This is a genomic window from Tibeticola sp. (assembly GCF_022759015.1).
GTDB lineage: Bacteria > Pseudomonadota > Gammaproteobacteria > Burkholderiales > Burkholderiaceae_C > Tibeticola > Tibeticola sediminis.
Map to the genome: position 1 here is coordinate 1 of NZ_JAEMQB010000073.1, position 5,079 is coordinate 5,079.

Sequence of the window (5,079 nt, forward strand, 5' to 3'; positions counted from 1 at the left end):
CGGGCTACCGGGAACGCAGACGCCCCTGGGGCCGGCGCGGCAGCGGTACCCGCGGGTGGGGACTCGCTCAAGGGTGCGGGGTCGGTGTCGATGCGCATCAACCTATTGATCCGGCCAGGTGAAGATTAAATTCCGGTCGCCAGGTCCAGGCTTGGCGTCGTGTCTAAATCCTGGACTTCGCCATGGTGACGGGATTCAAACATATTCTGGCCGGATCAATAACGTTCACGCTCAGGGGCGCGCGGCTTTATCGCGCGTCCCCCTGGAGCGCTGGGTTGGGCGGCAAGATCAGCGGCATGGGAAAGCTTCCATTAGCGCCCGGGTAACAAGCACTCGTGCATCGCGATGCAAGTGCTCGGGGTTGTTTTTGAGCCATTTAACGACCACTCGTTCAAGTTGATCATAGTTCCCGGATTGTGTTGGCTCACAGTAAAGCGGCTGAACGTTGCGCACGCCGACGACAATGTGATGCATCTGCTGAAGGCCTTGAAGATACCCAGTGCAGAAGCTCGCGTACATGAGCTTTTCGACGTCGTTTGAGAACGGGCCGTCGCACATCCGCAGGAAGTCGTTGCCGGTCAACGAGTAACCCTGTGCACCAGCGGGGGGCACCAAGCCAAGAGCGAGAATGATCAGAAGAAAAATCGAACGCTTCATTTCCGACTCCCTGACGCCCAACGTTCAAGCTCAGGGGCAGCGCAGACGGGATTCAAACATATTCTGGCCGGATCAATAGGGTCAGATCAGCGGCACGCCGGTCTTGGCTTGCAGCTCCTGGTGCGTGACGCCCGGGGCGATCTCGGCTACCTTGAGGCCGTGCGGCGTGACATCCATGACGGCCAGATCCGTGATGATGCGGTCGACCACGCCCACGCCGGTCAGCGGCAGCGTGCACTGCGGCAGGATTTTGTGCTCCCAACTGCCGTCTTTTTTCTTGGCGACGTGCTCCATCAGCACGACGACGCTCTTGACCCCAGCCACGAGGTCCATCGCGCCGCCCATACCCTTGACCATCTTGCCGGGAATCATCCAGTTGGCTAGGTCGCCCTTCTCGCTGACCTGCATGGCGCCAAGGATGGACAGGTTGATCTTGCCGCCGCGGATCATCGCGAAGCTGTCGTGGCTGCCAAAAATGCTCGAGCCGGGCAGCGTCGTGACGGTTTGCTTGCCGGCGTTGATGAGGTCGGGGTCGACTTCGCTCTCGTCGGGAAACGGACCGATGCCGAGCATGCCGTTTTCGCTCTGCAGCCAGACTTCGATGTCGGGCGGAACGAAGTTCGCCACCAGCGTGGGCAGGCCGATGCCGAGGTTGACGTAGTAGCCGTCTTGCAGTTCCTTGGCCGCGATGGCCGCCATTTCGTCGTGGGTCCAGGCCATGTCAGACTCCTTTGGGGTTTTGCCGGGTGGTGCGCTTTTCGATGCGCTTTTCAGGCGTGGCATTGAGCACGAGGCGGTGCACGTAGATGCCAGGCAGATGGACCTCGTCGGGGTCGAAGCTGCCGGTCTCGACGATTTCCTCGACCTCGACCACGCTCACCCGGCCCGCCATGATGACCGCTGGGTTGAAGTTGCGCGCGGTGCGTCGAAAGATGAGGTTGCCGGCCTTGTCGGCCTTCCAGGCCTTGCCCAGCGAGACGTCGGGGACGAGCGAGCGCTCCATCACATAGGTGTGGCCGTCGAACTCGCGCAACTCCTTACCCTCGGCGACGATGGTGCCCACACCGGTGCGCGTGAAAAAGGCCGGAATGCCCGCGCCGCCCGCGCGCAGCTTCTCGGCCAGCGTGCCCTGCGGGGTGAATTCCAATTCGAGTTCGCCCGCGAGGTACTGGCGCTCGAATTCCTTGTTCTCTCCGACGTAGGACGAGATCATTTTGCGGATCTGGCGTGTCTCGAGCAGTTTGCCGAGCCCAAAGCCGTCCACACCCGCGTTGTTGGAGATGACGGTGAGGTTCTTCACGCCCGAGTCGCGCAGCGCGTCGATGAGCGCCTCGGGTATGCCGCACAGACCAAAGCCGCCCACGGCGAGCAATTGGCCGTCGGCGACGAGCCCTTCGAGGGCTGCGGCCGCAGAGGGGTAGATCTTGTTCACGAGGGTCTCCTGAGAATCGAGACTGCAACGATACTAGGTAAGCAGCTACGTAGTAATCCGTAATGGCCGACCCTGATCCCAGCGCAAACGCGCCCGCCATCGACGCGATCGACTACGCGCTGGCCTTCGAGCTCGCGCCCATCGGGCTCGTGCTCTCGCGCCAGCGCGTCATCGTCGACTGCAACCAGCGGCTGTGCGAAATGTTTGGCGCGACGCGCGAGCAGCTCGTCGGGCAGAGTTTTCGCGTGCTCTACCCGAGCACCGACGAGTTCGAGCGCACGGGCGCGCGCATCGCGCCGCTCCTGGGGCGTGGCGGCACCTATGCCGACGACCGCATCATGCGCCGCGTGGGCGGACGGCTCGCCGGCGAGCCCTTTTGGTGCCACGTGACCGGCCGCGCGCTGCGGCCCGAAGCGCCGCACGAGGCAGGCATCTGGAGCTTCGAAGACCTCTCGGCGCAGCGGCCGGTGCGCGCCGAACTCACGCCGCGGGAGCGCGAAGTCGCCGCCTTGGTGATGGACGGCAAGAGCGCCAAGCAAATCGGCCGGCTGCTCGGCATCAGCCACCGCACCGTCGAGGTTTACCGCGCCAGCCTGATGCGCAAATACGGCGCCGCCACCACCGCCGAGCTGGTACACCGGCTGCTTGCCGGTTGATCGCACGCTCACTCCATAATGTCCCCATAAGCAACCCCAAGCACAACGAGGAGACCCGATGACGCCACGCTACCCCCATCCCGATCTCGACACGCTGCCTGAGGACATCCGCGCCCGCATCGTGGAGGTGCAGGCGAAAACCGGCTTCATCCCCAACGTGTTTCTCGCCTTTGCGCGCCGGCCCGCCGAATGGCGCGCCTTTTTCGCCTACCACGATGCACTGATGGCCCCCGAGAGCGTGGGCCGCACCAGCGGCCTCACCAAAGGCGAGCGCGAAATGATCGTCACCGCGACCAGCGCGGCCAATCACTGCCTCTATTGCGTGGTGGCGCACGGCGCGATTTTGCGCATCTACGAGAAAAAGCCGCTGGTGGCCGACCAGGTGGCGGTGAACCACCGCAAGGCCGACATCAGCCCACGCCAGCGCGCGATGCTCGACTTCGCAATGAAAGTCTGCCTGCACGCTGACGAAATCGAGGATGCCGACTTCGAAGCGCTGCACGTGCACGGCTTCGACGACGAAGACATTTGGGACATCGCCGCCATCACCGCATTCTTTGGCCTCTCCAACCGCATGGCCAACTTCAGCCACATGATGCCCAACCCCGAGTTTTACCTGATGGGCCGGGTGCCCAAGGCGAAAAGCGCCTGAAGAACCGCTCTTTTTGCTCTTTTTTCAAGAGCACCAGAACGCCGTTTGACGCCGGCGCTGCGCGGTTTTTCTTCAAAAAGAGCGGCGCAGGGCCTGTCGAATCCGCTCGGGCAGGGGTACGGCGCGCTGCTCGGGAAAGTTGACCCAGACGACGGTGGCCCCGCCGTTGGCGCGCACCCGGGCTTCGGCGTCGTCGTCCAGCAGGATTTCATGGTAGGTGTCGAAGCTGCTGTTGCCGACCGCGCCCACATAGGTCCGCACCCGCAGCACACCCGGGTACTCGAGCTGGCGCAGAAAGTTGCAAAACGCGTTGCCGATCACCGGCCCCTCGCCCTGCGGATCGACGGGGCAGCCGAAGCGCTCAAACCACTCGATGCGGGCCGACTCCATGTAGCGGAAGTAAACCGTGTTGTTGACATGACCCATCGCATCCATGTCGCCCCAGCGGATGGGCATGGTGGTTTCATAGACGAGGGTCCGCTCCGCCGGCAATTCGATTCTCATGTTGGACTCCCAAAGGCAACGCTGAACCAGTCCCTCGCGCGTCGCGCATCCCATCCCGCGGCCGCTCGCGCGCCATCACGGGAACTGATTCGCGTTGCCCAAAAGACGCGGCAGCACAAAACCGTGCGCCCCTGCAACCGCAAACCCGAAGGACGGCCCGACGGCGGCGCGCGCATAAAAGAACGACCGTTCTATTTTTGCCTACTGTCGCATAAAATGGGCTGCTCGCTGGCAAGGCTGCTGGCGATGGTCGTTTTCCTCCCCCCTTCATCGCCCGCCAACGAGATCGCTCATGACTCCTGAAGAAATCCTAGCCCAATTCGGCCCCCGCGAGGCCATGGAATACGACGTCGTCATCGTCGGTGCCGGCCCGGGTGGCCTCGCCACCGCGATCCGCCTCAAGCAGCTCGCCCAGCAGCACGGGCGCGACGTCTCGGTCGTGGTGCTCGAAAAAGGCTCCGAGCCTGGCGCGCACATCCTCTCGGGCGCGATCATGGACCCGATCGCGATGAATGAGCTCTTCCCCGACTGGAAGGCCATGGGCGCGCCGCTCAACCAGCCGGTGACCGAGGACGTGTTCCTCATGACCAGCGAAACCGGTGCCACCCGGGTGCCGAACTTCCTGCTGCCCAAGTGCTTCCACAACGAAGGCAACTACATCGTCAGCCTCGGCAACGTCGTGCGCTGGATGGCGCAGCAGGCTGAAAGTTTGGGCGTCGAAATCTTTCCTGGCTTTGCGGCTGCCGAAGTGCTCTACAACGACGACGGCTCGGTCAAGGGCGTGGCCACGGGCAACCTCGGCATCGGCAAGGATGGCGAGCCGACCGAGAACTTCCAGCTCGGCATGGAGTTGCACGCCAAATACACGATCTTCGCCGAGGGCGCGCGCGGCCACCTCGGGCGCCAGCTGATCGAGCGCTTCCGTCTCGACGAGGGGCGAGACCCGCAAAGCTACGCGATCGGCATCAAGGAGCTGTGGGAGATCGACCCCGCACGCCACCAGCCCGGCCTGGCGTTGCACAGCGCCGGCTGGCCGCTCGATGAAATGACCTACGGCGGCTCCTTCCTCTACCACATGGAGGACAACAAAATGGTGGTCGGCTTCGTCGTCGGGCTCGACTACCAGAACCCCTACCTCAGCCCCTTCGAAGAGTTCCAGCGCTTCAAGACCCACCCCA

General features: G+C 63.4%; 7 protein-coding genes. 3 read left to right on the forward strand and 4 right to left on the reverse strand.

Annotated features, from left to right (window positions below; all coding sequences use genetic code 11):
- Positions 1 to 288: 288 nt before the first annotated feature.
- The 3 genes from JHC36_RS04265 to JHC36_RS04275 all read right to left on the reverse strand — a co-directional run bounded on the left by JHC36_RS04265 (position 289) and on the right by JHC36_RS04275 (position 2,089).
- Positions 289 to 657 (reverse strand): Rap1a/Tai family immunity protein, encoded by a 369-nt coding sequence (locus tag JHC36_RS04265; protein WP_287916280.1) that lies wholly within the window; start codon positions 655 to 657, stop codon positions 289 to 291.
- Positions 658 to 738: 81 nt separating this feature from the next.
- On the reverse strand, positions 739 to 1,377 hold the full coding sequence (locus tag JHC36_RS04270; protein WP_124223328.1) for a CoA transferase subunit B: 639 nt from the start codon (positions 1,375 to 1,377) through the stop codon (positions 739 to 741).
- A 1-nt stretch (position 1,378) separates the two neighbouring features.
- Positions 1,379 to 2,089 (reverse strand): CoA transferase subunit A, encoded by a 711-nt coding sequence (locus JHC36_RS04275; RefSeq protein ID WP_287916283.1) that lies wholly within the window; start codon positions 2,087 to 2,089, stop codon positions 1,379 to 1,381.
- A gap of 62 nt (positions 2,090 to 2,151) precedes the next feature.
- Here JHC36_RS04275 and JHC36_RS04280 point away from each other — a divergent pair, with 62 nt between their 5' ends.
- Positions 2,152 to 2,745 (forward strand): PAS and helix-turn-helix domain-containing protein, encoded by a 594-nt coding sequence (locus JHC36_RS04280; protein WP_287916285.1) that lies wholly within the window; start codon positions 2,152 to 2,154, stop codon positions 2,743 to 2,745.
- Between the two features lie 58 nt (positions 2,746 to 2,803).
- Complete coding sequence (locus JHC36_RS04285) at positions 2,804 to 3,397, forward strand: peroxidase-related enzyme (RefSeq protein ID WP_287916288.1); 594 nt, start codon at positions 2,804 to 2,806, stop codon at positions 3,395 to 3,397.
- A gap of 72 nt (positions 3,398 to 3,469) precedes the next feature.
- Here JHC36_RS04285 and JHC36_RS04290 read toward each other — a convergent pair whose 3' ends face one another.
- Positions 3,470 to 3,901, reverse strand: coding sequence for an acyl-CoA thioesterase (locus tag JHC36_RS04290; protein WP_287916290.1), 432 nt, complete (start codon positions 3,899 to 3,901; stop codon positions 3,470 to 3,472).
- A 292-nt stretch (positions 3,902 to 4,193) separates the two neighbouring features.
- Here JHC36_RS04290 and JHC36_RS04295 point away from each other — a divergent pair.
- The coding region (locus JHC36_RS04295) for an NAD(P)/FAD-dependent oxidoreductase (RefSeq protein WP_287916293.1) at positions 4,194 to 5,079 on the forward strand (886 nt) is incomplete at its 3' end.

What these genes read in the sequence shown, in the direction of transcription:
- JHC36_RS04265 (WP_287916280.1), bottom strand. Translation starts at nt 657, where the DNA reads ATGAAGCGTTCGATTTTTCTTCTGATCATTCTCGCTCTTGGCTTGGTG.
- JHC36_RS04270 (WP_124223328.1), bottom strand. Translation starts at nt 1,377, where the DNA reads ATGGCCTGGACCCACGACGAAATGGCGGCCATCGCGGCCAAGGAACTG.
- JHC36_RS04280 (WP_287916285.1), top strand. Translation starts at nt 2,152, where the DNA reads ATGGCCGACCCTGATCCCAGCGCAAACGCGCCCGCCATCGACGCGATC.
- JHC36_RS04285 (WP_287916288.1), top strand. Translation starts at nt 2,804, where the DNA reads ATGACGCCACGCTACCCCCATCCCGATCTCGACACGCTGCCTGAGGAC.
- JHC36_RS04290 (WP_287916290.1), bottom strand. Translation starts at nt 3,901, where the DNA reads ATGAGAATCGAATTGCCGGCGGAGCGGACCCTCGTCTATGAAACCACC.